The organism is Mucilaginibacter sp. P5_A4 (assembly GCF_056400605.1).
On sequence record NZ_JBFUKX010000042.1, the window covers coordinates 17,165 to 43,921 of the forward strand.

25 protein-coding genes and 2 tRNA genes are annotated in these 26,757 nt (G+C 41.6%); 10 read left to right on the top strand and 17 right to left on the bottom strand.

What is annotated here, in order from left to right:
- Positions 1 to 13 precede the first annotated feature (13 nt).
- The 4 genes from AC1DQW_RS20945 to AC1DQW_RS20960 all read right to left on the bottom strand — a co-directional run bounded on the left by AC1DQW_RS20945 (position 14) and on the right by AC1DQW_RS20960 (position 6,038).
- The gene (locus AC1DQW_RS20945) at positions 14 to 1,672 is read right to left on the bottom strand and encodes a UxaA family hydrolase (RefSeq protein WP_477455842.1); all 1,659 of its coding nucleotides are present in this window, start codon (positions 1,670 to 1,672) and stop codon (positions 14 to 16) included.
- Between the two features lie 31 nt (positions 1,673 to 1,703).
- The gene (locus AC1DQW_RS20950; RefSeq protein WP_477455843.1) at positions 1,704 to 3,053 is read right to left on the bottom strand and encodes an alpha-L-fucosidase; all 1,350 of its coding nucleotides are present in this window, start codon (positions 3,051 to 3,053) and stop codon (positions 1,704 to 1,706) included.
- Positions 3,054 to 3,089: 36 nt separating this feature from the next.
- On the bottom strand, positions 3,090 to 3,422 hold the full coding sequence (locus AC1DQW_RS20955) for an L-rhamnose mutarotase (protein ID WP_477455844.1): 333 nt from the start codon (positions 3,420 to 3,422) through the stop codon (positions 3,090 to 3,092).
- A 195-nt stretch (positions 3,423 to 3,617) separates the two neighbouring features.
- Positions 3,618 to 6,038: an ABC transporter permease gene (locus AC1DQW_RS20960; RefSeq protein WP_477455845.1), complete on the bottom strand. Its 2,421-nt coding sequence runs from the start codon at positions 6,036 to 6,038 to the stop codon at positions 3,618 to 3,620.
- Positions 6,039 to 6,273: 235 nt separating this feature from the next.
- On the opposite strand from AC1DQW_RS20960, the gene AC1DQW_RS20965 reads away from it, so the two are divergent.
- Together AC1DQW_RS20965 and AC1DQW_RS20970 are read left to right on the top strand one after the other, a co-directional pair.
- Complete coding sequence (locus tag AC1DQW_RS20965; protein WP_477455846.1) at positions 6,274 to 7,767, top strand: sodium:solute symporter; 1,494 nt, start codon at positions 6,274 to 6,276, stop codon at positions 7,765 to 7,767.
- A 117-nt stretch (positions 7,768 to 7,884) separates the two neighbouring features.
- The gene (locus tag AC1DQW_RS20970) at positions 7,885 to 8,592 is read left to right on the top strand and encodes an LOG family protein (RefSeq protein WP_477407003.1); all 708 of its coding nucleotides are present in this window, start codon (positions 7,885 to 7,887) and stop codon (positions 8,590 to 8,592) included.
- Between the two features lie 85 nt (positions 8,593 to 8,677).
- On the opposite strand, the gene AC1DQW_RS20975 is transcribed toward AC1DQW_RS20970, so the two are convergent.
- Positions 8,678 to 9,862, bottom strand: coding sequence for an acetyltransferase domain-containing protein (locus AC1DQW_RS20975; RefSeq protein ID WP_477455847.1), 1,185 nt, complete (start codon positions 9,860 to 9,862; stop codon positions 8,678 to 8,680).
- A 179-nt stretch (positions 9,863 to 10,041) separates the two neighbouring features.
- Here AC1DQW_RS20975 and AC1DQW_RS20980 point away from each other — a divergent pair, with 179 nt between their 5' ends.
- Both AC1DQW_RS20980 and AC1DQW_RS20985 read left to right on the top strand, forming a co-directional pair.
- Positions 10,042 to 11,268 carry a TCR/Tet family MFS transporter gene (locus AC1DQW_RS20980; protein WP_477455848.1) on the top strand — a complete coding sequence of 409 codons (1,227 nt, stop codon included), beginning with the start codon at positions 10,042 to 10,044 and terminating at the stop codon, positions 11,266 to 11,268.
- An 85-nt stretch (positions 11,269 to 11,353) separates the two neighbouring features.
- On the top strand, positions 11,354 to 12,607 hold the full coding sequence (locus AC1DQW_RS20985; protein ID WP_477455849.1) for a TCR/Tet family MFS transporter: 1,254 nt from the start codon (positions 11,354 to 11,356) through the stop codon (positions 12,605 to 12,607).
- On the opposite strand, the gene AC1DQW_RS20990 is transcribed toward AC1DQW_RS20985, so the two are convergent.
- Both AC1DQW_RS20990 and AC1DQW_RS20995 read right to left on the bottom strand, forming a co-directional pair.
- The gene (locus AC1DQW_RS20990) at positions 12,604 to 13,194 is read right to left on the bottom strand and encodes a DUF502 domain-containing protein (protein WP_477455850.1); all 591 of its coding nucleotides are present in this window, start codon (positions 13,192 to 13,194) and stop codon (positions 12,604 to 12,606) included. The two genes, AC1DQW_RS20985 and AC1DQW_RS20990, sit on opposite strands and share 4 nt — an antisense overlap.
- Positions 13,195 to 13,210: 16 nt before the next feature.
- Positions 13,211 to 15,676, bottom strand: a complete 2,466-nt coding sequence (locus AC1DQW_RS20995) for a bifunctional UDP-N-acetylmuramoyl-tripeptide:D-alanyl-D-alanine ligase/alanine racemase (RefSeq protein WP_477455851.1) — start codon at positions 15,674 to 15,676, stop codon at positions 13,211 to 13,213.
- Between the two features lie 61 nt (positions 15,677 to 15,737).
- Here AC1DQW_RS20995 and AC1DQW_RS21000 point away from each other — a divergent pair, with 61 nt between their 5' ends.
- The 5 genes from AC1DQW_RS21000 to AC1DQW_RS21020 all read left to right on the top strand — a co-directional run bounded on the left by AC1DQW_RS21000 (position 15,738) and on the right by AC1DQW_RS21020 (position 18,629).
- Positions 15,738 to 16,220, top strand: a complete 483-nt coding sequence (locus AC1DQW_RS21000) for a regulatory protein RecX (RefSeq protein WP_477415394.1) — start codon at positions 15,738 to 15,740, stop codon at positions 16,218 to 16,220.
- Positions 16,221 to 16,344: 124 nt separating this feature from the next.
- A tRNA-Gly gene (locus AC1DQW_RS21005) sits at positions 16,345 to 16,417 on the top strand.
- Positions 16,418 to 16,468: 51 nt separating this feature from the next.
- Positions 16,469 to 16,553 (top strand) — tRNA-Leu (locus AC1DQW_RS21010).
- A gap of 251 nt (positions 16,554 to 16,804) precedes the next feature.
- Positions 16,805 to 18,028, top strand: coding sequence for a site-specific integrase (locus AC1DQW_RS21015; RefSeq protein WP_477455852.1), 1,224 nt, complete (start codon positions 16,805 to 16,807; stop codon positions 18,026 to 18,028).
- 70 nt (positions 18,029 to 18,098) lie between these two features.
- A complete protein-coding gene (locus AC1DQW_RS21020; RefSeq protein ID WP_477455853.1) occupies positions 18,099 to 18,629 on the top strand; it encodes an ORF6N domain-containing protein in 531 nt (176 codons plus the stop codon).
- A gap of 588 nt (positions 18,630 to 19,217) precedes the next feature.
- Here the strand turns inward: AC1DQW_RS21020 and AC1DQW_RS21025 are convergent.
- The 8 genes from AC1DQW_RS21025 to AC1DQW_RS21060 form a co-directional block, all read right to left on the bottom strand.
- Positions 19,218 to 20,078, bottom strand: coding sequence for a DUF5712 family protein (locus tag AC1DQW_RS21025; RefSeq protein WP_477455854.1), 861 nt, complete (start codon positions 20,076 to 20,078; stop codon positions 19,218 to 19,220).
- A 10-nt stretch (positions 20,079 to 20,088) separates the two neighbouring features.
- Positions 20,089 to 20,649 carry a BfmA/BtgA family mobilization protein gene (locus tag AC1DQW_RS21030; protein ID WP_477455855.1) on the bottom strand — a complete coding sequence of 187 codons (561 nt, stop codon included), beginning with the start codon at positions 20,647 to 20,649 and terminating at the stop codon, positions 20,089 to 20,091.
- Between the two features lie 381 nt (positions 20,650 to 21,030).
- Positions 21,031 to 21,348, bottom strand: coding sequence for a hypothetical protein (locus tag AC1DQW_RS21035; RefSeq protein ID WP_477455856.1), 318 nt, complete (start codon positions 21,346 to 21,348; stop codon positions 21,031 to 21,033).
- On the bottom strand, positions 21,345 to 21,611 hold the full coding sequence (locus tag AC1DQW_RS21040) for a helix-turn-helix domain-containing protein (RefSeq protein ID WP_477388706.1): 267 nt from the start codon (positions 21,609 to 21,611) through the stop codon (positions 21,345 to 21,347). Before AC1DQW_RS21040 ends, AC1DQW_RS21035 begins: the two co-directional genes overlap by 4 nt.
- Positions 21,612 to 21,877: 266 nt before the next feature.
- Positions 21,878 to 22,339, bottom strand: a complete 462-nt coding sequence (locus AC1DQW_RS21045; RefSeq protein WP_477455857.1) for a hypothetical protein — start codon at positions 22,337 to 22,339, stop codon at positions 21,878 to 21,880.
- A 275-nt stretch (positions 22,340 to 22,614) separates the two neighbouring features.
- On the bottom strand, positions 22,615 to 22,794 hold the full coding sequence (locus tag AC1DQW_RS21050) for a hypothetical protein (protein ID WP_477455858.1): 180 nt from the start codon (positions 22,792 to 22,794) through the stop codon (positions 22,615 to 22,617).
- Positions 22,795 to 22,894: 100 nt separating this feature from the next.
- Entirely contained in the window at positions 22,895 to 23,032 is a 138-nt protein-coding gene (locus tag AC1DQW_RS21055) for a hypothetical protein (protein ID WP_477455859.1), read from the bottom strand.
- Complete coding sequence (locus tag AC1DQW_RS21060) at positions 23,032 to 24,030, bottom strand: IS1595 family transposase (RefSeq protein WP_477455860.1); 999 nt, start codon at positions 24,028 to 24,030, stop codon at positions 23,032 to 23,034. Before AC1DQW_RS21060 ends, AC1DQW_RS21055 begins: the two co-directional genes overlap by 1 nt.
- Positions 24,031 to 24,116: 86 nt before the next feature.
- Here AC1DQW_RS21060 and AC1DQW_RS21065 point away from each other — a divergent pair, with 86 nt between their 5' ends.
- Entirely contained in the window at positions 24,117 to 24,602 is a 486-nt protein-coding gene (locus AC1DQW_RS21065) for a hypothetical protein (protein WP_477455861.1), read from the top strand.
- 73 nt (positions 24,603 to 24,675) lie between these two features.
- Here AC1DQW_RS21065 and AC1DQW_RS21070 read toward each other — a convergent pair whose 3' ends face one another.
- Together AC1DQW_RS21070 and AC1DQW_RS21075 are read right to left on the bottom strand one after the other, a co-directional pair.
- Positions 24,676 to 24,948 carry a hypothetical protein gene (locus AC1DQW_RS21070; RefSeq protein WP_477455862.1) on the bottom strand — a complete coding sequence of 91 codons (273 nt, stop codon included), beginning with the start codon at positions 24,946 to 24,948 and terminating at the stop codon, positions 24,676 to 24,678.
- Positions 24,949 to 25,273: 325 nt separating this feature from the next.
- Complete coding sequence (locus tag AC1DQW_RS21075; RefSeq protein WP_477455863.1) at positions 25,274 to 26,740, bottom strand: glycosyl hydrolase family 28 protein; 1,467 nt, start codon at positions 26,738 to 26,740, stop codon at positions 25,274 to 25,276.
- Positions 26,741 to 26,757 lie beyond the last annotated feature (17 nt).

Below are 26,757 nucleotides of genomic sequence, written 5' to 3' on the forward strand. Positions count from 1 at the left end.
TTGGGTTAGGCACTTATAACGACACTCCCCTCTTCCATGGTATAAAATCATCCTGGCCAAGCTTTACTGATTTTGGTTCGGCTTCGCCGCTGGCAACCTGGATCACGTAATTTAAAATGCGCTCGCCAGCCTGCTCAATGGTTTCATTTCCCTCTATAATGGTACCGCAGTTGATATCAATTATATCGGGCATGCGCTCAAACATAACAGTATTAGTTGATAATTTGATCACCGGGGTAATCGGGTTACCCGTTGGTGTACCCAAACCGGTGGTAAATAATACCACATTAGCACCAGACCCTACTTCGGCCGTAGTACTTTCCACATCGCTGCCGGGTGTACATAACAGGTTCAATCCCGGCTTGGTTACCTTTTCTGGATAATCCAAAACCGCGGTTACCGGCGATGTACCACCTTTTTTTGCTGCTCCCGCCGATTTAATGGCATCGGTTATCAACCCATCCCGTACATTACCCGGAGAAGGGTTGGCATAAAAGCCCGAACCATCGGCCTCGGCACGTGCGTTATAGGTGGTCATTAAATGCATAAAACGATTGGCCATATCCTCATCAGTACAACGATCGCTCAACTCCTGTTCAACCCCGCAAAGCTCCGGAAACTCAGATAAAATTACCGAACCGCCCAAAGTAACCAACAGATCAGACACATAACCCAAAGCCGGGTTAGCCGAAATACCAGAGAAACCGTCAGACCCACCGCATTCCAAACCAATACATAATTTTGAAAGCGGCGCAGGCACGCGCTGGGTTTGATTGGCCTGTACCAAACCTGCAAATGTTTGTTTCAAAGCTTGTTGTAACAATTCGCTTTCGGTACCTACTTTTTGCTGCTCCAGCACCACCATTGGTTTATTAAAAGCAGGATCGCGTTTTGCAATCTCGGCTTGTAATATGCTCACCTGCGCATGCTGGCAGCCCAGGCTTAACACTGTTGCCCCTGCAACATTTGGATGGGTTATATAACCGGCAATCAACCCGCACAGCGCAACAGAATCATCCTTGGTGCCACCGCAGCCCATGCTGTGGTTTAAAAATTTTATTCCATCAATATTTTTGAACAACCGTTTTGAGTTTGGCTTATCAATGCTTGCCTGTATATCGGCATTCAATATCTCCTCAACAGATTTTCCTGCCCGGTAAAGCTCCATCAATTGCTCAACATCCCCTTCATAGCTTTTAGCTTTTTTATAGCCCAACTTATCAACCAAGGCCTCCTTTAATACCTGGATGTTGCGGTTCTCGCAAAATACAAGCGGAACTACTATCCAGTAGTTGGCCGTACCAACCGAGCCATCGGTGCGGTGATAGCCGTTAAAAGTTTTGCCGTTAAAATTACCGGTATCTGGTTGATGCCAGTTCAATTTACGCTCGCCTAACCGAAAGCTGTCTGAAGCATGGTGTACGTTGGCAGTGGTAAGTACACCTCCTTTTGATATAGTACTGGTGGCTTTACCAACCAGTACGCCGTACATATAAATTTCGGCGCCCTGCACTAATTCGTTTATGGCGAACTTATGCTTGGCGGCCACACGATCAACCAACGGAAAGGTTGACCCTTCAAAGTCTATTATAGTTCCCTGCTCCAGGTTTTGCAGGGCTACCAGCACATTATCATGCGGGTGAATTTTTAAAAATGTTTCTTTTTGCGACATTATATCAAATTCCTTTGTCTTAATCTTTATCTTAATTATTGAGCGTTAATTCAATAACCGGGATCTCGTAATCAGGCTTAGCCGGAAGGGTTACTTCCAGGTCATCCGATCCCGAGGGTTTGAATAACAGCTCGGAGTGATCATTTAAAAACTGCACGTATTTCACCTTTCCTTTATAGCCGGGCAAAATTAGCTTTCCTTTTGGATAATCAAACAACTGTACATATAAACGTTTGGTTGCTTTGTTATAGGTGAGTTTGGTGCCTTCGGGTACTTTATAAGTATCGGGTGCGTAGGTACAGTTGTAAATTGACTTATCATTGGCATGCATCCAATGACTCAGGCTATCCAACGCCCTTGTTGCCCTGTAATCAAATTCGCCGCGGGCGGTAGGGCCAACATTCAGGATGAGGTTACCACCATTGCTTACCGAAGTAATCAACAGATCAAGTAATTGACGATGGCTTTTCCACGTATTCTCATCGCGGTAATATCCCCATGAGCCCGAAAATGTCTGGCAGGTTTCCCAGGTTTTGCCGCGGTATTTGGCCAGTTCGGCAGTGCTTACCTGTTCCGGGGTTTCAAAATCGGCGCCATCTTTATATTCTTCAAGGTTAAGGCGGTTATCAACAATGATACCCGGCTGTAATTTCCTGATGAGTTTTAACAATTCAACAGCTCCCCATTCATCTTTTCCCTTGCCATGTCCGTCCTTGCGCGGGAATGAAAAATCCAACCAAAGGATATCAATTTTACCGTAATTAGTTAACAACTCTGTGATCTGGTTACGCATGTACTGCCTGTATTTGGCCATATCGCGGCCTTTATTCAGCTTAGCATATGAGGCATCGCTTTTATCAGCAGGTGATTGCGGGTGAATCTCGTCAATAGTATAATCAGGGTGATGCCAATCTAACAGTGAATAATAAAAACCTACTTTCAGCCCCTGAGCTCTGAAGGCATTTACATATTCACGTACGAGGTCGCGTTTGGCTTTGGTGTTTGGCGCTTTATAATCAGTATATTTTGAATCGAAAAGGCAAAAACCTTCGTGATGTTTTGTGGTAAGCACCGCGTATTTCATACCTGCAGCCTTAGCCTGGCGGGCCCATTTCTGCGGATCAAAATAATCCGGGTTAAACTGGTCGAAATATTTTTGGTAACCTGCATTATCAATCTTTTCATTATGCTTTACCCACTCATGCCTTGCGGCGCCCGAATATAAGCCCCAGTGAATAAACATCCCGAAGCGGCTGTCTTTCCACCACTCCATACGTTTATCCTTTTGGGCGTCGGTTTCATTACCTATCATTTTTTGGGCCGATACCGAGGATGCGGTTATAAGCGCCAGCATTACTAATAATTGCAGTTTTTTTAGCATGAGATGTGTATGTTTAGTTGTGTAATTGGCAATAATTTAAAGCGAAAATATTTTATCCATTAAAACCCACTTTTCGCCTTTGAGCGCACCTTTTAAAGGTTGCTGATATTTCCACATCAGGGCTTCCCATTCCTGCACTTTGGGATTGACAGCATCAGCGGCAGCCTTCTTTTCAAAGCTAAAACTATCATCTGTCTCCATGATCATAAACAATCTTACGTCAAAACGGTAAATTTCCATACTGGTAATACCGTAGTCGGTAATACTTTTATGAATTTCGGGCCAGATGATTTGATGGTATTTCTCGTATTCGGCAATCAGGTTGGCATCATCAACCAAATCAAGCGTTAAACAATATCTGTGACCCATAATTTTAAAAGCATTACATTGGCAATACAAAGAAATAAGGTTTACAGGTAAAAAATTAACAGAAAATGGCCAAAACATTCAGCTTTTTTGGCATATGCTTCACGAAAAAACGGATTCTAAAAAATCCCCAAAATTAAAGTTAAAATAAACATGCAAATCAAAAACCTCACCTTAAAAAAGGGTTGGATGAGGTCTTTACTCATTCCTCAATGTTGTAGCAGGATTAGTTAGCGCCGCCTTAAAAGTTAAGTAAAATGTAGTAGCCACCGCTATTATAACCAATGCAAATGCAGGCAGTACAAATTGCCACCAGGTAAGCTTAACCCTGAAAGCATAACCGTTTAACCATTGATTAATGAACAGGTAAGCCAGTGGGACGGCAATTAAACTTGATATAAGGATAAGTTTTACCACATCCCAGGTGAGCAGGGATATAATATTTTGTACCGATGCCCCCAAAACCTTACGCACTCCTATTTCCCTGGTACGACGGGCGGCAGAATAGGCAGTTAAACCAAACAGGCCTATACAGGCAATAAATATGGCCAATGAAGAGAACAATGTAAACAAATGGCCAAATTGAATATCCTGCCGGTACTGGCGGTTATAAAAGTCATCCAGGAAAAAGAAATCAAATGATGATTCGGGGAAAGTATTGTTCAAGGTGTTTTTAATATTATCAACCATTTGGGGCATGTTGCCCTGGCTTACTTTTATGGAGAAATAGTTTGCGGGGATCCATGACAGGGCCGGGTCCATGAAAAGTACAAGCGGGGTATATTTTTGTTGCAGCGATTGCTGGTGATAATCTTTTATCACCCCAATAATTTCTTCGGGATGGTTATCAATGGTTTCAATCCACACTTTCTGACCAACGGCCTCCTCTGCCGATGCAAAACCGAACTGTCTCACTGCCGACTCATTCATCACCACACCGGTTGAATCAGCCGGGCGGCTTTTATCAAAAGCTCTGCCTGCTGCCAACTGCATATTATAAGCCCGCATAAAATCATGATCAACCTTAAGCATTTCGTAAGTACGTTCCTCCGATTTTGGCGCTCCAAAACGCCTGTTGGCTAAAAACATGCCCACTTCTTTGCCCGGTACAGCTCCCGACATGGTTACAGCCTTCACCCCTGCAAAGCCCAGTAATGTATTTTTAAAAGCAACTATTTTTTGCCCGTAATCTGGTGTATTTACAGGTGCTTTTATAACGATAGTCTGGTTGATATTTACCCCGATATTTTGTGTGCTCATATAAACAATTTGCCTGTAAACCGCAAATGTGCCTGCTATAAGCAGCACTGATGCCATAAACTGGAAGGCTACCATTCCCCTGCGTAACAACACGCCGCTTTTAGAGAATGCAAACCGGCCTTTAAGCACAGCTATGGGTTTCATTCTTGCTAAAACAGTGGCTGGGTAAATGCCCGAAAGCAAAATGCTGCCCGCAAACACCGCTGCTATTTTTAAATACAACGCGTTGTTGAATAGTAAGCCATAGCTGCCTTCACTGTACAAATAATGTACTAAGCTATAGCGGGCAACTATCACCAGGATAATTGCAATAAATAGTGCAGCAAGATTAATAATTAACGATTCGGTAAGAAACTGAGTGATTAATTGGGATGCATGGGCGCCGCTTACTTTACGGATGCCAACCTCACGGGCCCGGTCGACCGATTTGGTGGTTGCCAGGTTGATATAATTGATACAAGCTATCAACAGGATAACATACGCTATGATGCTTAAAAAGCCGACAGCAAAACGGTTGCCTTTTGCTTCTATTTCGTATGGTTTTGCGGGGTTTAAATGAACCTGTATTAGCGGCACCAAATGGATGGCCCATTTCAATTCTTTTAAAGACGGGCCGGTTTTATAACGCTCGGCCAGCGCCGGGAACTTTGCTTCCAACGCCGGTATATTGGCACCTGGTTTCAGTTTCACAAAAGTGTAGCTTTCATGCTGATACCAAAAGTTTTTGGCAAATTCAGAGGTATTGGCCCATGATACCAGCATGCTGAACCGCATGGTTGAGTTTACAGGCAGATCCCTAAACACACCTGTAACCATACAATGCAGGGTATTATCAAGGGTGCTTATATCTATAACCCTGCCCATGGCATCGGCATTGCCAAAATACTTTTTGGCTGCCGACTCGGAGATAACTACCGAATTAATTTGGGTAAGCGCTGTTAACCTATCGCCGTTTAATAAAGGGTATGCAAAAAAACTGAAGAAATTACTATCGGCAAAGCAAACATGCTGTTCGCGAAACTTGATGTTGTTAAATTTTACAACCCGCTCTGAGTTGTTCCAGTTAATGCGGGTATATGATGCAATTTCGGGAAAGTTGGCCTTCATGGCGGGGGCGTAGCCATTGGTACTGGTTGGCCAGCTATCGGTTAAATTATCGACCTTGTAAAACTGGCTTTCAACACGGTAAATATTGGCGGCATCCGGGTGTTGCCTGTCAAAACTTTTCTCGAAATTCACATAGGCATAAATCAATATAAACGCTGCCATGCCCAGCGCCAAACCCGTTATATTAATAAAGGCATAAACTTTATTTCTAACCAGATTGCGGTAAGTAACCAGTAGGATGTTACGGATCATGATAAATATTTAGCGGTTGAAGGCTCAATATAGAAAAAATATAACAAGTCGTCATTGCGTACCTATCAGGTACTTATAATGATATTTTTTAATTGTTCTACTGAACCCTTCATTCAAGAATCACAATTTCTCCCCAATCATCTACTCCTACTTGTGTATTTTGCATATTATAAGCACCTTTAAAAAAAACAACCCGGATTGCCTGACTTTGGCTTTTTCGGAATAAATAAAACATATGTCTCCCGGAGTATTACTTTCTTTTATCATCGGTTATTTTGCGGTATTACTGGTTATCTCGTGGCTAACATCGCGCAAGGCATCAGATAATGATACCTTTTTTGTGGCCAACCGTAATTCTAAATGGTACCTGGTTGCCTTCGGGATGATAGGTACAGCCTTGAGTGGGGTAACTTTTATTTCGGTACCGGGCAAAGTAGGCGCCCCATCCGGCGATCAGTTCTCGTATTTCCAGTTTGTGCTGGGTAATGCCGCGGGCTTTATTATCATCGCCACGGTATTGCTCCCCCTTTACTACAGGCTAAAGCTTACCTCTATTTATAGTTACATTGAGGGCGCGTTAGGCACCTGGAGCTATAAAACCGCTGCCGGCATCTTCCTCATCAGCCGCGTTATTGGTTCAGCTTTCAGGCTTTATTTGGTGGTAATTGTATTGCAGAAATTCATTTTTGATAGTTATCATATTCCTTTCGCCGTAACGGTGCTCATTTGTTTGGCGCTTATCTGGTCGTACACCTTTAAAGGGGGATTAAAAACGATTATCATTACCGATAGTTTGCAAACCTTTTTCCTGGTGCTGTCGGTGTTTTTATCCATCTACTTTATTTGCGACAGCCTGCACATGAACATTTTTGAAGCTGCCGATGCCATCAAAAACAGCAGCTACTCTAAATTATTTTTCTTTAATGACTTTTTGAGCAGTAAATTCCATTTTACCAAAGCGTTTTTAGGGGGATTGTTTATCACCGTGGGCATGACGGGGCTTGACCAGGACCTGATGCAGAAAAACCTCAGCCTTAAAAACATAAAAGAAGCACAGAAAAACATGTTCAGCTTTACGGCGGTGTTTGTGGTGATCAATATCTTCTTTTTAAGCGTGGGCGCTTTGCTTTGGCTGTATGCCAACAAATACGCCATTCATGTAGATAAAACCGATTACCTGTACCCTACCATCGCCCTGCAATACTTGGGTATTGTGCCGGCCATGGTTTTCATGCTTGGGCTTACAGCCGCTACATTTGCCACAACCGATTCGGCCCTAACGGCGCTCACCACTTCATTTTGTGTTGATTTTTTAGGCTTTAACAAAAGCCAGGATTTGAACAGCAAAAAGAAGGTTGGTACCAGGCATACGGTACATATCGCCTTCTCGGGGCTCATGTTTTTAACCATCATTATATTTAATGCCATAAACAACGAGGCTGTGGTGAGCGCCATATTCGCTGTAGCCTCCTATACTTACGGGCCATTATTAGGGCTTTACTCCTTCGGGTTATTTGTGGGTAACAGGCAGGTTAAKGATAAACTGGTACCATTTATTTGCATGGCATCGCCTGCCATCTGTTACTTTTTAAACGCCGAATCAAAAACACTTTTAGGCGGATATGTTTTTAGCAATGAGCTTATCATTGTAAACGGATTAATTACATTTGTCGGCTTATTGCTGAGCTCGAGTCCGAAAGACCGGAAGACGGAAAGTCCGAAAGTCTGAAAGTATTTAAGACACACAGCTTATAAGTAATAATAATGCATTATCATTGAATTAAACAACTTCCGGACTTTCGGACTTTCCCGACTTTCGGACTACAAGGACTACAAAACAAACGATATGACCGGAGACGATAAAATAAGACAAGCATTTGAGAACAAAAACTGGCAGGAAATTAAGGTTACCGATTCCTGGCAGATATTTAAAATAATGGCCGAATTTGTTGACGGCTTTGAAAAACTGGCAAAAATTGGCCCTTGTGTATCTATATTCGGATCGGCACGTACCCATAACGACAATAAGTACTACAAACTGGCCGAAGAAACCGCCCGCCTGCTAACCGAGCATGGCTATGGCGTAATATCGGGCGGCGGCCCCGGTATTATGGAAGCCGCTAATAAAGGCGCTTATGAAAACGGGGGTAAATCGGTAGGTTTAAATATCGAGCTGCCTTTTGAGCAATTCCACAATAAATATATCGACAGGGATAAGATCATGGAGTTTGATTACTTCTTTATCCGTAAGGTAATGTTTATGAAATACTCGCAGGGCTTTATCATATTGCCTGGTGGTTTTGGCACTATGGACGAATCGTTTGAAGCTATGACGCTGATACAAACCGGTAAAATTGCCCGGTTTCCGATTATATTTGTTGGTATCGATTACTGGAAAGGCCTGTTTAGTTGGATTGAGGAAAAAATGCTGAACGACCAGCACACCATCAACTCCGACGACCTGATGCTTTACCGTGTGGTTGATACGGCCGAAGAAGCTGTTGAGCACATTACACGTTTCTACAACAAATACGTGTTGAAACCCAACTTTTAAAATTATCTGCATAAAAAATGCCGCCACAGAAAAGGCGGCATTTTTTATGCAATACTTTTTGCTTGGTGCCCTAGCCCATAAGCGGCTACAAATAGCTTAGCCACCATTTTTCTTTGTGGGCTTGTTTGTAGGCATCATAACGTTTACAGAAGGGGTATAATGCGGCCACAATAATAAACCATACAAAGTAGGCAACCGGTAACGAAAACCCGTACCCTTTAAGGCTTGTTGTAAACCATATTGGCTGATCAAGGATCCAGATTTTCCAGTTCTGCCCGGGAGTTAACGCGGATGCGACCAAAGCTATTAAGTGAATGATATAAATATGGATAAGGTAATAAAACATAGGTACCCTGCCATAAACCGATACAACTTTAACAACTGCATTTTGCAATTTTTCTGTAAATGCCAGGAATAAAAAGGCGGCGCCAAGCGTCATTAAAACATATAACAGCGAGGGTGGATATTTATTCACTCTAATAAACGACAGGAAAGTAAAAAAGGCATTTTTTTGAACACTCCATTTTACAGGGTCGCCGTATACATTACTAAACCTGAGCAGTATAAACAACACAATGGCCGAAGCACCCATTATAAAGAGCATCTTTTTTCTTTTCTCAACATCAAATCCCGGGGCATACAGCTCGCCAAGACAATAGCCCAGGGGCATAATAGCAACCAGCGGAACTATAGGATAGCCGATTAAGAGAAGCTCATGGTGCCACATAAAAGGGCGCTGCTCATGCAGCAACGACCAGCCAAAGGCCGGTAATGTGTTGCCGTTTACATGAAATCCATCAAACAAATTGTGACCGAATATAAGTATGATACAAAAAGCAAGGATCAGCTTTTTGGGGAGGTGAATCAACGCTGCAAGTACGATCATGCTTATCCCCAATGCCCATATAGTAATAAACAACAGCATGGGAAAGGTGATATTAAAATTCCAGCCAAAATTTACTACAACAAGTTCAAGAAACACCAGCCAAAGGCCGCGCTTTAAAAGGAAAACGGACAATTCTGCTTTGCTTTTCTTCCGGCTCATTAAAAATGCCGATGTACCGGCAAGCAACATAAATATAGGTGCACAAAAATGCGTTATCCACCGGGTAAAAAATAACGCGCCAGTGGTTTTTTCCAGGTCGAGCGGATCAAACAAAAACGAGCCGTAATACAAGTAATCTCTTACATGATCAAGCGCCATGATGATCATGATGGTACCGCGAAGAAAATCAATTGATGTTATCCTGTTTTTAATGGTTGTTGTCATTGAAAGGTATTGAGGTAAAGGTTAATCATTTCAAGGCATTATGATTTGCCAAAACTTTTCAAACATAAAAAAAATAGCAATGATTTTGAAACGGGAGAATAGGTATTCTTTAACTGCGGGGCCTGATTTTTCTGAAAGTTATTATCCTCCCGGTAACAATTTATCGTTATTTTGCGGCTATGGATCAACCTGCCAAACTTAAACCACAGGCTGCATTAGGCTTTATTTTTATTACCATGCTGATAGATGTTATTGGTTTTGGCATCATTATACCGGTAATGCCCGCGCTGATAGAAAAACTTATACATGGTTCACTAAGCGAAGCCTCACTGTATTCGGGGTTGATGTTGCTGGCCTATTCTGTAATGCAATTCCTGTTTTCGCCCGCTATTGGAAACCTTAGTGATAAATATGGGCGCAGACCAATTTTGCTAATCTCGCTTTTAGGTTTTGGGGTAGATTATCTTTTTCTCGCCTTTGCCCCGTCTATAGGCTGGTTATTTGTAGGCCGAACTATTGCTGGGATCACGGGGGCAAGCTTTACTACGGCATCGGCCTACATCGCAGATATCAGCACGCCCGAAAAACGTGCTCAAAATTTCGGACTCATTGGGGTTGCCTTCGGTATGGGCTTCATTATCGGTCCTGTATTAGGCGGAATTTTGGGTAAATGGAATGTTCATTACCCGTTTTTTGCTGCTGCGGGGTTAGCTTTGTTAAATGCGGCCTATGGTTTTTTCATCCTGCCCGAATCACTTTCGGCGGAACATCGCCGTCCGTTTGAGTGGAAAAGGGCTAACCCGCTTGGGTCATTATTACAGCTAAGGAAATATCCATCGGTTATCGGCCTGGCCGTCTCTTTGTTCCTACTTTACTTTGCTGCCCAATCGGTTCAAAGTATATGGACATTTTTTACCATTGAAAGATTTAAATGGAGCGAGGATTTGATTGGATACTCATTAGGTTTTGTCGGCCTGATGATAGCCCTGGTACAGGGCGGGCTTATCCGTATTGCTTTACCTAAATTAGGTCTGGAACGCAGCATCTGGACAGGTTTATTATTTTATAGCTTTGGCTTGATACTATTTGCCTTCGCTACCCAAAGCTGGATGATGTTTGTGTTTATGATTCCTTATGCGCTGGGCGGTATTGCAGGCCCTGCCCTGCAGGGTTTAATGACCAACCAGGTACCCCCCAATGAACAGGGCGAATTGCAGGGTGGCTTAACCAGCCTCATGAGCTTAAGCTCTATATTTGGCCCCTGGATAATGACTACCCTCTTTTATTATTTTACCAATTTTAAAAATCACCTTTATTTGCCCGGCGCGCCATTTATATTGGGTGCCTTACTGATGCTGGTGAGTGCATTATTGGCTATCAGGAGTTTTAAAAAGAAGTCATCTTAATACTAAATATCATAATTGCCCTTTGGGAATCAATTTATTATACTTATTCTAAAACTTTTATAACGATTATTCATTTATCAAATTAATGACTGAAAAACCTAAAAAAAAGCAATCGGCGGCGCTGGGATTTATATTTGTTACGCTGTTTATTGATGTGCTTGGTTTAGGAGTTATTATTCCTGTGATGCCTAAGTTACTGGAAACTTTGGGGCATGTGGATGTAAGCACGGCTACCCAATATAGTGGTTATTTAACCTTCACGTATGCTTCCATGCAGTTTCTGTTCTCGTCGATATTGGGTAATTTGAGCGACCAGTATGGCCGGCGGCCCATATTGTTAAGCTCATTACTTGGTTTTGGTATCGATTATATTTTTATGGCCTTTGCCCCTACCATAGGCTGGCTTTTTCTTGGGCGAACCATTGCAGGCATTACCGGCGCAAGTACCTCAACAGCAACTGCCTACATTGCCGATATCAGCACAGGAAAAAACCGTGCGGCTAATTTTGGTTTAGTTGGCGCAGCATCTGGTCTGGGCTTCATTTTAGGTATTGGTTTGGGTGCATACCTTGGCGAACTAAATGTTAAACTCCCCTTTATGGCGGCGGCGGCTTTTGCCTTAGTAAATGCCGGCTACGGATATTTTGTATTGCCGGAGTCATTAAGCCTTAAAAACAGGCGCAGGTTTGAGTGGAAAAAATCAAACCCCATAAGTTCATTGCGCAGCCTTACCAAATACCCCGCCCTTAGTGGATTGGTTGGGGCATTTGCATTGGTTTATGTGGCACAAAAAGCTGTTGAATATGTGCTATCCTTTTTTTTAATAGAGAAATTTAACTGGACGCTACCCAGCATCGGAACTCTGGGTATCTTTATCGGGGTTGTGCTGGTAGCCATACAAGGTGGATTGATAAGGTGGACCATACCCAAATTTGGGCAGGAAAAAAATATTGTAGCAGGGTTATTATTTTATACCATTGGCTTAACGCTTATCGCTTTTGTAAGCCGGGGCTGGATGATGTACCTGTATATGATCCCTTACTGCCTTGGCGGTATTTCCGGACCGGCCTTACAGGGGCTTATCACGGGCACAGTATCCCCTAAAGAGCAGGGCGAACTGCAAGGCTCATTAACCAGTTTAACCAGTATGGCGGTCATTATCGGGCCTTTGCTGATGAGTTCGGTATTCCACCTGTTTACACACCGTGGTATAAGTATATACTTTCCCGGCGCACCATATATCCTTGGGGCGGTTTTAATGCTGATCAGTGTATTCCTGGCGATAAGGAGTTTTAAGAAAGTGCCGGCCGCAAAGGCAACAACGGTAAAAGCTGCCTAATCCAACCCACTTACCCCACCCGATATCACGAATTTCATTATGTCGGCGGCGCTTTTATCAATGGGTTTTACCTTGCTGGCATCTATAATGATCACCTGCCCGGCAAACGAATAGGAATACGGAAAATATACAGCCACCTCGCCAGGTAAACCTAAAACCGCAAGATCCTTTTGAACCAGGAATCCAATTTTTTTAAGGCCAAATTCATTTATTTCAACCAAAACAGGTTCGTTAAATTTCTTTTCTTCGCCAACAAAGGCTTCGGTAAGGTCTTTTATCGATGAGTACAGGAACGCGAAAATAGGCAAACGGTTAAACCAGCGTTTGAACCAACGTTTTATAGGATCAGTAATTACGTTGGTAACCAGTATGCCGGCCACCATGATCACAACCACCACATTTAAAATACCCAGGCCGGGAATGTACAGGTGTTTTCCAGCTTTATCAACCAGCAGATCGCTTAAATTTAATGCCTTATCAATTGTTGATACTCCCCAGTACATCAAAAAAATTGCCGCACCTATGGGCACAACTACCAATAATCCCTTTGCAAAATATGTGACTAAACCCCGCGCAAATCTGTTCATAAGTGCCTCATTATTTCTACTCGTAAAAGTACACCCTTTTTACCCGTTGCGAAACATTAGTTAATATTTCGTAAGGGATGGTGCCTATTTGCTTTGCCAGTTCCTCAATGCGCTGGTGCTGCCCGTCGAATATAATTACCTCATCGCCTTCCTGTACATTAAGACCGGTTACATCAAGCATACACATATCCATGGTGATGTTACCAACTGTTGGTACCAACCTGCCCTTCACCAGCATTTTACCTATGCCGTTGCCAAATGCGCGCAGGTAGCCATCGGCATAACCAATGCGAACGGTGGCTATTTTTCCGTCTTTTATCAGTTTACCGCTCCTGCCATAGCTGATGGTATCTCCGCCTTTGATTTTTTTTACCTGCGCTATACTTGTTTTTAAACTGGCAATGGGCTGCAAGGCATTATCCGCGGCAGGCACTGCCGAATCTATTCCGTATAAACCAATCCCCAGCCTAACCATATCATATTGCGCAGAAGGCCAGCGAATGATGCCCGCAGTATTACATAAGTGCTTAACCACCTTATAATTAAGCGCTTTCTCTATTTCTTTAAAAGCTTTTTCAAAGCGTTTTACCTGGGTTTTGGTAAATTCATCATGCTTTGCCGCTTCGCTTGCCACCAGGTGCGAAAATACTGACTGGATACGGATATAGCGGTTCTCTTCCAGCATATCGCAAAGGGTTGCAATATCATGATTTTCGAAACCGAGACGGTGCATCCCTGTATCTATTTTGATATGTACCGGGTAATTTATAATATTTCGGCCTAAGGCATATCCTACAAAATCGTCAAGCAAACCAAAACTATATATTACCGGTTGCAGCTTATACTCTGTGAGTTTATCAAACGCCGAAACTTCGGGATTAAGCACCATTACTGGCAGGTTAATACCTGCTTGCCGCAGGGCAACGCCCTCATCAATATACGCCACTGCCAAATAATCAACCTTATTGTATTGCAGCATATTGGCTACCTCAAAAGTACCGCTGCCATAGCTGAATGCCTTCACCATGGCCATCACTTTTACACCTGGTTTTAATTTAGATTTATAAAAATTAAGATTATTGAGCAGCGTATTCAGGTTGATCTCCAGCACAGTTTCATGGGCTTTTTGCGCCAATACCCGGCTAATCCGCTCAAACTCAAAACTGCGCGAGCCCTTGATCAGGATGGTTTCTTCTTTAAAATCAAGTTGTTTCAGTTGCAGCAGCATTGTTGCGGTATCCTTAAAAAAGTGCTGCTCTGCTATATTGAAATAGGCTTGATGGGCCATTAACGCCTCCCCCACTCCAATAAATTTATCAACCTCTTTACCACCTATAAGATTCGCCACCTGGTGGTACAAAACGTCCTGTTGTAAACCAGACTGATAAATATCTGACAGGATAAGTGTCTTTTTTTGATGTTGATTTTGCTGCCCCAGGAAGTTAAGCGCTATCTCGAGCGATTGCAGATCAGAATTGTAGGAGTCGTCAATTACCGAACAGTTGTTTACCCCGTTCTTTAGCTCAAGGCGCATACTAACCGGGGTAAGGCGCTCTATCCGCTTATCTGCTTCAACCGCGCTATAATCCAGCGCCAACAAAGTTGCCCAGCAAACAATGGCATTTTCTATAGATGCCTGGTCGGAAAAAGGGATCAGGCATTCTATTTCCCGGTTTTGGTAATAAGCCCGCATATAATAGTTTTTTGATATCGCGGTCTCGCTAAAAACATACAAATCGGCCTGGTTAAATTTGCGGCTCCAGGTAAATGTTTCTTTGGCTGTAATATCAGCCTGGTAATCCATCAGCTGATCGTAATTATAAATAAGCTTTTCACAGTTTTTAAACAGCTGTAATTTTTCAAGTACTTTTTGCCGCAGATTACTAAAACCTTCATCATGCGCGGTGCCAATATGGGTTAGTACGCCTACCTGGGGCTTAATAATCGCCTCCAGCTTAACCATCTCATTAATGGTAGAGATACCTGCCTCAAAAATACCCAGATCGTTCCGGCTGGTTATTTGCCATACCGAAAGCGGTACACCAATTTGGGAATTATAGCTTTTGGGGTTGCGCACAATATTCTTATCGGCTACCAGCAACTGGTAAAGCCATTCTTTTACTATAGTTTTACCGTTGCTCCCGGTTATGCCTATCACCTGCAGACTAAACTTGTTACGATGGTAAGCGGCTAAAGTCTGCAAGGCGACTAAAGGATTGGCCACTATTAAAAAATTGGCCCCGGGCAGGTTAAACTCCGGGCCATGCTCTACCACAAAATTACGCACACCGGCGGCATAGGCCTCGGCAACAAACTCATGCCCGTTACGCCTGCCGCTTAAAGCAAAAAACAAACCTTCGGCAGGATTATTTATCCGCCGGCTATCGGTAAACAGTATACTAATTATATATTCCTTTACAATATTACCACCGGCATTAATAATTTCCTTTACCTGGGTTATGGGGTATTGATTGCTAAACATGGTACGAATTTGCTTATATTAATCTAACAATAGAAGATTTTTTAACGAATTTTGGTTTCTGATGGATGGCCCTAAAAAAATCAAGATCACCGACCCTAAAGCAGCACTGGCTAAAGCCGAACATTTTTGTGCCTACCAGGAACGATCGCAACAGGAAGTACGCGACAGGCTTTATGAATGGGGATTATGGCCCGACGCTGTTGAGCAAGTAATTAGCCAGCTGATAGAAGGTAACTTTTTAAACGAAGACCGCTTTGCCAAAGCCTATACAAAGGGCAAGTTTAGCCAGAAAGCCTGGGGCAGGATAAAGATAAAACAAGGCCTTAAACTAAAGCGGGTACCCGATATACTGATAAAAAAAGCACTTTTAACTATTGATTCGGATGATTATCTGGCTGCCTTAACAAGGTTATTGGATAAAAAGGCTAACACACTCACCGAAAAAAATCAACTTAAGCGCCGGTATAAACTTCAACAGTACGCCATGAGCCGGGGATACGAGGCCGACATCATTGCTGACGTTTTGAAAGCCAGCGACTTATAAACTATTTAAAAAAAAGTGAAAATTTTCCTTGCAGAGTATGCTTTTCTGTCTATATTTGCACTCCCGCAAACGAGATAGGCAAACGGTTAACCGCAAAGCAACTCAAAGCAGGAAAAATACCAATGCGAAAGTAGCTCAGTTGGTAGAGCACGACCTTGCCAAGGTCGGGGTCGCGAGTTCGARTCTCGTCTTTCGCTCAAAGCCCTTCCATCAAAAGAAGGGTTTTATTTTTAAAAGGTTACTCACCTGCTCAGATGGTGGAACTGGTAGACACGCAGGACTTAAAATCCTGTTCCCGTAAACGGAGTGCGGGTTCGATTCCCGCTCTGAGTACAAAAGCACAGGCAAAGTGCTTCAAAAAGCCCTTAAATCAATGATTTAGGGGCTTTTCTATTTAAAAACCCCTCCAAAAGATTCATTCAATCGCATGTTTTAGTTGAACGATTCGTTGAACTCGCAAGAGCAATCAAAATCGTTCAACGAAAACCTTACAAACAACTGTATATCAAGATGTTCAATAACTAAACATCTTGATAATAAAGCCGTCAAAATCGACATTTGTTTAACCTTTTTATTGAATGATTATGTTGGAAAAAAGCTTCGGGTTAATGTTCTTTATGCGCAAACCTAAAAACAGTCTAAACGGCTCCTACCCTATTTACGTAAGAATTACAGTTGATGGCAAGGCCAGTGAACTATCTACTAAGAGAAAATGTCACACCTCCGCCTGGAATGCAAAAACAGGGCGATCTACCGGTAGTAAAGAAACCACGAAAGAATTAAACCATTTCCTGGATGCGCTTGCCCAGCAAGTTTACCAGGCTAAACGCCGGTTGATAGAAGCCGATAAGGAATTAACTTCCGATTCCATAAAAAGAAACCTTACCAGTACAGATGAAGAAAAAAGAACAATCATTGAGGTGTTCACTAAACATAACCAGCAACTTAAAGCGCTTGAAGGGACTGAATTTGCACACAATACCATTAAACGATATACAACAACCCTGGAGCATACAAAGTGCTTCCTAAAATGGAAATATGGCACAGAGGACCTTGATATCAAAAAACTGGACCATGAAACGATAACAGAATTTGATTTCTGGCTAAAAGGCATTCAAAAATGCAATCATAATTCGACAATGAAATACCTGTCAAATTTCAAAAAGATCGTTTTAATCTGCGTTAAAAATAAATGGCTGCTGTCAGATCCTTTTGCAAATTTCAAATTCACTAAAAAACCGGTGCAACGATTAGCGTTAACCGAACATGAGTTAAACGCGATCACTATTAAAAATTTCAAAAATGAACGATTACAAAATGTGAGGGATATTTTCATTTTCAGTTGCTACACAGGCCTTTCGTATGCTGACGTCCAAAAACTGCGATCTGACGAACTTAACATCGGCATCGATAAAAATCTCTGGATATTTACAAACCGGCAGAAAACCGGCACTCCGACCAGAATGCCCCTAATGCCTGAGGCATTAGCAATCGTTGAAAAATATAAAGGACATCCAAAATGCATTGTAAGCGGATTGCTTCTGCCCGTTTTAAGCAATCAAAAGATGAACTCCTACCTGAAAGAAATAGCAGACTCTTGCAATATTGAAAAACCACTTACATTTCATATCGCCAGGCATACTTTTGCTACTACGGTTACGCTAAGTCATGGAGTACCTATAGAAACCGTTTCAAAAATATTAGGGCATTCATCGATTAAACAGACGCAACATTATGCGAAACTAACTGATAACAAAGTAAGTGATGATATAAACCAACTAATTACCAAACGTAGCCAGAGAGTTTAATAATTGAAACCCTTATAAAAAGAGCTTGCTAATTAAACAGTACTTCAATAATCAAAAAAGCATCGAACAAATGGAAAATTTAATAATAACAGAAGAATATATTTTAAAGAAGATTTATCACATACGAGGTCAAAAAGTAATGCTTGATAGGGATCTGGCAGATCTTTATAACGTAGCCACAAAAGTTTTAAAACAATCAGTGAAACGTAACATAAGCAGGTTCCCGGAGGATTTTATGTTTGAAATGACGACTGAAGAGTTTTCAGATTGGAGGTCACAATTTGTGACCTCCAATTCAGATATTATGGGGCTCCGTTATGCTCCATTTTGCTTTACAGAACAGGGTGTAGCCATGTTATCCAGCATTTTAAACAGTGAAAAGGCAATAAACGTAAACATACAGATCATTCGAATATTTACACGTATTCGTCAGATACTCTTGGATCATTCGCAATTAAAGCTTGACATTGAAATAATTAAATCGAGACTGAATGAGCAGGATCAAAATATGGAAATTGTTTTTAAGTATCTTGATCATATGGCAGCTGATGCTGTCTCACAAAAACGAACAAGAATTGGCTTTAAACCTGACAACTTATAGGTATACTGTAAATTATAAGAAGCAATGTTCATATAATAGGAAACACCTATCATGGTGGTTCGAGTTCAGGTCATATAATGCACTTTTAACCCAATTGATAAGCTCATTGAGATTTATGACGAAAATAAAAAGCTTTATGAGCAACTTCTTGCCAGCGAAAGAGAAAAAGTAGAATTACTTCAGCAGTCGAATGGACTTTAGGCCATCCTGAATTTACAACACACACCCAGTCATTGCACCGCTTAAACAACCGGAGCTTAAAGCAGGGAAACGGTCAAGGGCGGGGCAATCCAATAAAAAAACAAAACACCCCTGCCCCGTTCATATACCCTTTACCGTTTTCCTGCGTGAGCTAATTTTGTGACTGCGGTGCTGTGACTAACCGACAACTGCGCGCCGGGGAAAGGCAGGTGTGTATGAGGAACGAATACACTCCTGCACGTGCTACAGCGAGGCTGATGGCGGAATGAAACCCGGAGCGCAGCCCGTGGTGAAATACAACCACCTGCCGCAGCTGCAAGGCCAAATTCCCCTGTCTGTAATATCAATTGCCCAGCGCCCTTAGCCGAGCATTTGTTCCCGATCTATTCACCAGCCGCCCATCTTTAAACCGTTGCTCCGCCCCCTGTTTTGTTGTTCCTGCTGTAGTTTTAACGCCCTTTCCAATTCCAGCTTTTCCTGCCGCTTTTGCTCCTGCTCCTGTTTTTCCAGCTGCTTTAATTCTAATTTCTGTTCGTAGTCGCCATGCTTTAAAGTATTGGCATAGACAAAAGTTTCTTTGAGTTCCCGGTCATAATCAAACACCCGATCAAATGTCCGTTCGGCAGCCTGCTTGAAAGCCACCCGGTCAAACTGCCCGACTTTAAGGCTGTGTGCCGCATTCTTGCCCCGGGAATTGTTCATGGGGCTTAAGCGGATGCTGTCGGTGATATCTTTCCTGCTGACAATGACCTGTATGTGCATTTGCTCACCCGGTTTTTGTTCGCCCCGTTTTACGAGCCCCTGTTTGATTTCTTCATCCTTATGGGTATAATAACGGTGATTTTCCAGCTTGCCAAAGTATAATATATCTCTATTGCCCTGCACCTTATCCTTTTTAAAGTTTCGGGCATATTCATTCATGACCTGGTTAGCATATTGCTTTAATTGCTGCCTGGCACCTTTCTCGCCAAATTCCTCTTTAAGAAATAACAGCTCGTTTTCGCTCGGGCTGATATTGACCAGGAAAAACTTAGCCTCATCTTTGGATAGCCGGTCGGTATTGTGGTCAATATCATAACGTACCTGGTAAGGCTGAATTCGTTGACTTTCCTGGTTAAACCAGTATTCCGGTTCCAGTTGCGGGTTTTGTTCATAAAGCTGCCGGTTCTCTTTTTCAAGGTAACTGACCAGCTGCCCGCTGCTGCCTTTATTATTGCCCGTTTCGCTCTTGCTGATATTAATGTGCATGGCAGTTGTTTTATAGGTTCTTTATTTGTTGCCGGACATTTTGGATCAGGCTGTCCTTATCGGCCTGTTTGGTCATCATCCCCATAGCTTCCCGGTGCTGAATATAATATTCTAAAATTTCAAGACAATTTCGTTTGGTGACATCTTTGGTGTACTGCGCCTTTTCGATGTTCTTAACCGAAGTCTGTATGCTGTTCAGCGTGGATTGCTGGTCCGCATAGGCGGCCTTTTGATCCTTATTATGGGCAATGATATGCTGATTAAAAAAGTTAACGATGCTGATCTGTGAATTGGTCATCCCCTCAAATGATTTAACCAAGGGCTGTAATAACTGATCTTCCATTGTCCTGATAAACCCGATAATATTATCGCTGCGTTTAACCAGTTCTTTTTTTAACAGTTCATCGTTCAGGTCCCGAGGGTCTTTCTTGCTCTTATAGAAATAATCTACCATCGCAATAAAAAATTCAATCTTGGTCAGGCCACATTTTTCAGCCATTTTTTGCAGCTTGTTATCGGCTGTTACCGGGAACCGTATCGTTTTTATATTTTGGTCTGACTGTTTGTACATGAAATTCCGACTTTTCTTTTCTCATTAACGGTAATTAATCACTAAAACCACGGTATACTGTAAAGTATACGAAAAACGGCCCTTATGGCTATTCCTAAGGGGTAAAGTATACCTCTGGTATACTAAAAACCGTGCTGGCCCCGCAGGGCGAGCGGAAGAGTCAGGTGTAACCTGACTCCCGCTCGCTCACTTCGCTTTCGCGAAGCGACCGCCGCTCTTCTTCCTGATTTGCGAAGCAAATCATTACCGGTGCAGCCCCTGGCTGCACCGGATTTTATATAGCTGGATATCTGTCTAACCATATATCGGAATAACCAGTTATTCCGATATGCAGCTATCCGTATAGCCCGGTATACATATATACCGATACAAAGTATCAGGCTACACTTCCCAACCGGCAGGCCAGTAAACCTGGCTGCCGAGTCTGGGATGGTAAGACGGTCGGTAACGGATATAACCATATTCGTCGAGTTCTTTGATACACTTGTGATACGTTGCGATGGATGCGACCTTGGAAAACGCCATGAGCGTTTTCCGGGTCACACTGAATGGGCTTACAAAACCAGCCCGCTGCCAGCAAACAAACAAACCCGTGAACAAACTTAGATGGGTTGGCAGCAGCCGGTTATCTTTCTCCATTCGCTTAACGAGACTGGCATACCCTGCCAGTTCTTTAACAATTTCCTTTTGCAACTTCATTTGCCCTCACCCTCCAGGATCTTGTTGATGTCTTCCAGCTTGTAGTACATGATACTGCCTACTTTGGTAAAACGCAGTGTTCCATTAATTCGAAGGTTTTGAAGTGTGCCGGGCGAGATGCCCAATAGCTTCCGCACTTCGACGCTCTTCAGCCATTTCTTAGATTGCCCCTGTCCCGGCTGCATCAGTTGTTTGATCTCCTTCAATAACTCCCCTTTAAACTCCCTTAAATCCTCCTTAGTGATCAATTCAATTGCTGTCATTTTAATATATTTTTTTTGTGAATAATTCTTGCCCAAATTTGGGCAAGCCCTATTTTATTGCTTGGGGACTTTGATAGGGTGACCCCCAATTTTTGTTTATTACATCTTGCTTAGTTTCGCATGGCAATGCCCTCCTTTCTTTATTAAACCTGTTCAGTAGAACAATAAAATGCCAGCCACTGAATACAATGGTTCAAAAGTGAGGGCTAAAACAGCAAAATGAATGACCATTGGAGGCGTTTGGTCACGAATGAAAAGACAAAAGCCTATTTCTTAGTCTTTTGAATAATTTTGAAGAGCTTGTCTTTTTCAGAGATGATCGTGTATTTCGGCGGCGGATTATCTTTATCAGCGGGAAAATAGTTGTGGGCGGTATCGATGGAGATGGGTTTATCACCATGTACAAAGTTCTTGGCGATCAGTTTATACCAGGGGCTTTCTGTTTGGCTATTGACGAGTTTGTTATCATTGGGCAGGATCAATGTTCTGATCTGATTAACCAAATCTATAAACACCGGCAGGCCTCCTTTACTAATCACGATCTTTTCACCGGCTTCGTATTTAGTGGACTCTTTTATTTGGCTTTCCAGTTCTTTTATTCTTGTCTTTAACTGGTCGATCAGTTTATTTTTATCGGTGATGACCGATTCCAACGGTTGTGTTTTATGCCACTGATCAATGGTTTTAAGGAATGCCAGAAACACTTCCAGTTTAGCTGTAAAAATCAATCCTTTGGCATAGGCGCTACCTGATGGCTTAAGGCCTTTATAGTACTTGATCCTGTTGTTTATAATATCATAAACATCATTAAAAAAGGTAACTATATACCAGTTGGGACAACCTTTTTATTTTCGTAGTTTAGGAAAAAACTAAACCAACATGGAAGAAACATTTAAATCCGGCGATATGGTCGCCAGTTCTTTAGAACCACATAAACAAATGGTTATTTTATCAAAAAGCACTGACTATACTAACGTGTATTTTGTTAGGTATATTAATAAGGTTACCGGGATGTTTGTATCTCAGGATTTTTATGATTTTGAGTTGATCCGCTATCGGCCTTAGGTACGCCCAATGCATGATTAATTGATTTTAATGCTTCTTTTCTTGTTATTTCAGGAATAGAATTACTGTCTATAACAGCTAAAAGCCCCTCTAATGTTATTTTCAAATCTAATATCATGGTTAATATACCTTTAATAGGCCACTTAAATGAAGCCTATTAAAGGTATAAAATTTACTTTGAAAACAAAAGTACTTTATAAAAAAATAAAGTTTCGATTCTACTTGTCTTGTTTTACAGGTGGTTTACCTAAAAAAGAAGCTTTAATAACGTCATCAAACCCGCCATTTATAGCGAGTTTGGTTTCGTACTTTTCGGCCCTGGGTTTCGGTGTTTTTTCTTTTTTTTCCTTTGCCATTATTCTGCGATTAGTTGTTTGTAAGTTAAACGCTTGCCATTTATGTTTTTGATTGAATCTTCAAATCTAATAACATCTTTAACAACGCGGGCGTTATAGCGATAGCCAAATTCATGGCAATAGCGGTGTAAATGTTTCGGGCTGACTTGATGATAGATTCCGATTATGCCCCGTTTAAGCAATGACCAAAAGCCCTCAATAGTATTGGTGTGATCTTCGCCAACTGTGATGTAATTGCCCTCTGTGTGCTTAATAGCTACGTGGTCATAGTTGTTAACTAATCCACAATATGACTTGTAAGCATCGGTTACTATTTTGCTATCAGCCTTAACGTTTTTKAACATGATCGGTTGCAATGTTGCGGCCTCTGTATTTTCAACAACCTGTAAGGTTACAGTTGAATATTTTGTGTATACTTTCTCTTTAACTGTACGGCCTGCAATTAGCTTGTGTGGGCGTTCTACTATTGTGTAAACATTCTTTTCAGCGATACCCACAACCGGAGTTTTGTCTGCTGCGCTTCTGCCTTGTGATCCTTCAATCTTTTTGTTAGCATGGCGGTTTTTGTTTTTGCCACCTACAAATGTTTCGTCAACCTCAACACCTCCCTCTAACATTTGAGGTGCATTGTTAGTCAACATTAAGCGTATACGGTGTAATAAAAACCATGCTGTTTTTTGAGTGATATTTAAATCACGTGATAGCTGTAAAGATGAAATTCCTTTTTTATGGGCTGTGGCTAAGTAAATCGCAGCAAACCAGTAACGCAATTCTATTTTAGTGTTTTCAAACACGGTGCCAGTGGTAACGGTAAATTTCTTATGACATTCTTTTGCTTTGCATTTGTAACCCCTGTTAGTAGTATAAGCACCAACATTACCGCAATGAGGGCAAGCAACTTCAGCACCCCAACGAGAAACAGCAAGGTAGTTAATACATGTTGCTTCATCTTTGAAGAAATCAAGTAGTTGGATAAGGTTTTTAAAGTTAGTTGTCATTGCTTTATCGTTTTGTTATACAAAGATAACATTTGTCCCAATAACTACCTAATTTATTTAATAATATATTTGTAGGTTTATAGCCTATGGCAAATAACTATAAGCAGAAAGTTGACAAATCCATTCGTTTTAGAGGACAAATATTAAACGACTTTGCAAATATGGAACTTTTACTAAATATGTATATAGCAAAGTTTTTTTGTGGTCAAAACAATGACAAAATAAATCAAATGCAAATACTAATATTAGGTGATGAAAGAATAGGATTTAAATCAAAGCTCGATATTTTTGTACAAATTGCCCAAAATAATGACAAACAATGGTATGACAGTTATAATGCATTCGGCAAGCACATGAAAGCTGATATTTTTAAAGCGATGGAGCAGAGAAATATTTTAGCACATCGAATAATTGATAATGATGTTTTTTTAGGTGTAGCTCCTGACGATGTAATACGATTGGTTATGTTTAAAGACGATATAGCAAAAACAGATTATACAGAGGATTCAATAAGAGAATTGTCTGCCATGATACACTCATTGACCTTTCATTTTGCTAAAAAGTTCAAATGAACAATGCCCCCTATTTCTTTGCAACGTGGCCACGCACAAAGCTGTCAACGGGGGCATAATGTCTTAAATATACCTATAATTCAGTTAATTTAAAAATTTTTCTTTGTCCCAACTGGTATATAGTTACCTTAAAAAAAGCCTCTTCCTGGCCAGCGTTCTCTTCCAGGTAGTGATTTAATTGGTGACTGTAAAACGGAGCATACTCATCTTCCCTAATTTTATAGATCTTATCTACAAAGAAATTTAAACCGAAAATCCTGTCTGTAAATATCGGCCAGCTGATATCGTAACGATGAGGAAATAGCTCAAAGCGGTCACGGAATTTAAAATAGGTTTCTGAAGGCATAAATTTTAATATACCTAAATAAACGATATATTATAGCTTTAGTTTATCTGATTTAAAACAGAAATTTTTTCTTGGCATCAATTATAAGTGGTTTGAGGCCTATTGGGGACTCCTTGTTTTTTGAAAATTGAATCTTGCCCCACCTCTTAAAGAGCCGAAAAAGTGGAATTACACCATCCAAAGTCGGTTTAATGACCGGAATCCCCAAGAATACGAGTATGTACGTCCGTTAAAGCAGCTAATAAATCTCTTTGCAACGAATGCGCCTCATAATTGAGGCGCGTTCGTAGTTAAAATTAGGAAAATGCGGCAAACAACTTTAGGGTTATTGACTGTTGGTGGTAAATGAAATATTTTCTACATGTTCTCCTACGAAAAAGCCTGCCATATCGGAAGTTTTATACCATCCCGGCTTACCAGGCATGTGATCGCTGATCACTTTCCCGTTGATCATGAGGTTTACAAAATAAATGTTTTTTACTTTATGCTGATCATCGTACCCCGCAATAATCGATGTCAATGCATTGTTACCATTATAGCTGATGTTTTTGAATACTATATTCTCAATTCCCCGACCCGGCGAGGTGCAATATTTCCTATTGAAAAAAACGCGTAAATTCACGAGTTGTCCATGCCGGAAATTTTCTATTCGGATATTCTCAAAGCGCACATTTCGGATGAGGTTACTGTCTCCTGCATTTAGGCTTAAACAGCCCTGGTAATCATACTGCGTTTCCATATGATCAAGGATGTCGATATTTATATAATTGAGTCGCTCCAGGACGTCCGGATTGGGCGTGTTGCCGTGTGTTCCTACCAGGATAGGATGAGCGACGTCGGCCCATAAAGTCGAATTTTGCATAGTAATGTTGCTACAGCCTCCGGTAAATTCACCACGAGTACCATACACGGTAGTACAATCGTCGGAGTTCCGATTAAATACGCCATCAAACAATACATTATTACTGGATATCACATTCATGCCATCGCCCCATTTATAGTAACTGATTGCCTTTACGTTTCGAATGATCACATTTTCCGAGCCCCCGGTAAAACATTGTGAACAAATAATCCCATCAATCGTCACATTTTTAGAAAAGGCTATTCTTACGCCCCTGGACGGCGCTTGCTCGATGATCCCTCTTCCTAAAACCTTCACATCCGACGAATGCTGAATCAAAATCCTTCCTTTCAGAATCGCACCTCCGGCCAGATAGAGCGTTTTTCCAGAGGTGACCATTAATTCTCCGCCTGCAACTTCATGTATCCCCGGACCATAATAAATCACGTCAGGATCCTTCGGGTCGGGAACGAAGTCTTCCACGCAATTGGCAAACAACTGCAAATTATGAAAGATATCACCGTTCACTTCAACCGAGAGATTTGCAGGTTTTGATAGTTTGAAAAAGATAGTATGCCCCTTTAACTGATGTTTAATATCATACGACAACGGTCTTATTTTTGCCGCATTAATGGCTCCTTTATTATAGGTAACTGATACCTCCACATCACCAGCAAAGTCAAAATATGCCAGGGAGGAATTTTGCTCCTGGTGAGTCGTGCCAACAACCCGGTCAACTTTAATAAGATATTCGGGAAGGTCCTGCCATTTTCCACCTGGTTGACGGACTTGAACGGTGAAATCGTTGTTTTGAACCGCTCCGGTTGGTGCCGGATAAGCTTTAAGCTGATTTTGAATTTTCTCTGCCCGAACTGGGGTGATTATAATAAAAAAGCAAAGTGAAATAACCGGGGAAAGCGAAAGGCGAATTATTCTTTTAATGGTTGTCATGTAAAGTGTATAGCTTT